The organism is Candidatus Nitrosopumilus salarius BD31 (genome assembly GCF_000242875.2).
In the GTDB taxonomy this organism is placed as follows: Archaea; Thermoproteota; Nitrososphaeria; order Nitrososphaerales; family Nitrosopumilaceae; genus Nitrosopumilus; species Nitrosopumilus salarius.
The window spans coordinates 1-2203 of the sequence record NZ_AEXL02000076.1; the positions used below are offsets into that span (position 1 = coordinate 1).

General features: G+C 33.7%; 3 protein-coding genes. 1 reads left to right on the forward strand and 2 read right to left on the reverse strand.

Features of this window, described 5'->3' with window-relative positions; genetic code table 11:
* Positions 1-297 precede the first annotated feature (297 nt).
* Positions 298-1089, forward strand: a complete 792-nt coding sequence (locus BD31_RS03685; RefSeq protein ID WP_008298740.1) for a DUF72 domain-containing protein — start codon at positions 298-300, stop codon at positions 1087-1089.
* Between the two features lie 50 nt (positions 1090-1139).
* On the opposite strand, the gene BD31_RS03690 is transcribed toward BD31_RS03685, so the two are convergent.
* A complete protein-coding gene (locus BD31_RS03690; RefSeq protein WP_008298738.1) occupies positions 1140-1679 on the reverse strand; it encodes a DedA family protein in 540 nt (179 codons plus the stop codon).
* Between the two features lie 78 nt (positions 1680-1757).
* Positions 1758-2203, reverse strand: a 446-nt coding sequence (locus BD31_RS03695; protein WP_048097418.1) for a zinc-binding dehydrogenase, incomplete at its 5' end; no start/stop codon positions are given.

A 2203-nucleotide genomic window follows, 5' to 3' on the forward strand; every position in this document is an offset into this window, starting at 1 on the left:
TATTCAGTTGGGGCTGTCACCAAACAACTAACCGTTGTTGGTCTTAAGTTCCAATATTTTTTAAAATTGAGAGGATCAGGTTTTTTCTAATCACATTTAATTATCACTAGTTGCAAGTAAGGATCTACTTTTTATTTTAGATCTGCGTATATTATGGTGGAAAGCTGACACAATATCCAATTGTCCGTATGCTGGTGATTGTTTACCGGTCTTGGCATACCTGCAGGACTGTGTAAAGGTTAAACCGCGATAGTCAGCTTTCAAAATTTTAAAAAAGTAAAGAAATTTCTGTGTATTGTGAATATCAAAATAGGTTGTACTGGTTGGAGCTATCAAGGATGGTTAGGAACCTTTTATCCTAAAAATCTAAAAAGTTCAGAATGGCTCAAATACTATTCACAGATTTTTGATATTACTGAAATAAATTCCACATTTTACAAAATTCCTGCTCAAGAGATTGTTAGAAGATGGAATGACGATACACCAAGACATTTTAGATTTACAGCAAAATTTCCATCAATTATTACTCATGAAAAGAAACTAGATAAGGTGAATTCAGAAGTATTTTCATTTTTATCATCACTTTCTCCTATTCATGAAAAGATATCAGCACTAGTTTTACAATTGCCCCCATCATTGTCATTTGAAGAAGCAAAACCAAGATTAGTGGAACTCTTTGAATTGTTACCAGATGATTTTGTATATCCGATTGAAGGAAGACATGAATCTTGGTTTACAGCTGAAGCAACTACATATCTTAAACAAAACAAGTATTGTCTTGTATGGAATGAGGTTGCAGGAGTTAACAATCCAATGCAAATTACATCAGATTATCTTTATGTTAGATTGATTGGAGATCGTTCAATTCCAGATTCAGAGTTTGGAAAAGTTTCAAAAAACAAAGATAATTTAATTGAAAAATTGGCAAATAAACTCCAAGAAATTAAAGACATTCCACTAGCCATGATAATGGCAAACAATCACTTTGAAGGGTTTGGCCCTGCCACTGCAAATTCTTTGAGAATGTATCTTGGAATGAAAGAATTGGCATGGGAAGAAAAAAAGCAAAAAAGATTAGGAAATTTTTAGAAACAGAAAATGATGCCATATCAGAAAATCATTTTGAAAATTTAATGCAATTAGGGTAACATACTAGTACCAAATCCTATAGCCTCACCAAAATAATAGCCAGATAGTATTGTCCCAGTTGACCAGATGCAAGAACCAGCAAATGTATAGAAAACAAATTTTGGAATTCTCATTTCTAGTAAACCAGCTGGAACAGAAATCATTTCCCTCATTACAGGAACCATTCTTCCCAAAAATACTGCTTTGTCTCCATACTTTTCAAACCAGGTCTCAACTCTTTGTAATTTTTTTTCTGATACTTTGACATATCGCAAATAGCGAAGTAAAACAATTCGTCCAAGTTTTAATGCAATAAAGTAGATTGCAGAAGTTCCAATTGTAGCACCAATCGCTCCAAGAATAACCATTGGTATTAGTCCCATTAAAGGAATTCCCTGTTGATATGCCAGAAATCCTGCAGTTGGGAATACTGCCAGAGTTGGAATTGGCGGAACTATAGTCTCAAGTAAAGCTGCTAAAAATATCCCTTCATAGAGATGTTCGCCTAAAAATTGAGAAATCCACAATAGAAGGGAATCAAAGGGTTCCATTTGCTTCTGACAATGAAATCTTCCTAAATTACTTTACGAGTAGAAATTTTGAGAAACTAGTCACAATTAAGACTGAAATCAGGGTTTAAGAAAAACCTTCAGTGTGTCTGGTTTTTTTGCATACTCAATTGCTTCAGAAAAATTCTCCAAAGGAAATGTAGAATCGATCATAGAATCAACTGAGACAATTCCGGTAGCAAGTGCATCTATTGCAGGCTTGAACAGGCCACAACGAGAACCAATTAAAGTAATTTCATTAACTACTGTGGGAGTCAAATCAAGATTTTCCCTAGATGCAATAGTAGATTTTAAGATTACAGTTCCACGGGGTTTGATCAATTTCATAGTGTCTGAAAATCCAGAATTACTTCCTGTGGCCTCTACAACTAAATCAAAAGATTGCTTATCTGAATGTTCAATTCCTAGTTTTATTTTTATTCCAGCATTCACCAAATTTTGTAATTTGTTTTTGTGTCTACCAAAGCATGTAATATTAGGGCATGATAATTTTAAAACTTGAATAA

Coding starts and splice junctions, on each gene's coding strand:
- BD31_RS03690 (WP_008298738.1), bottom strand. CDS start 1,679: ATGGAACCCTTTGATTCCCTTCTATTGTGGATTTCTCAATTTTTAGGC.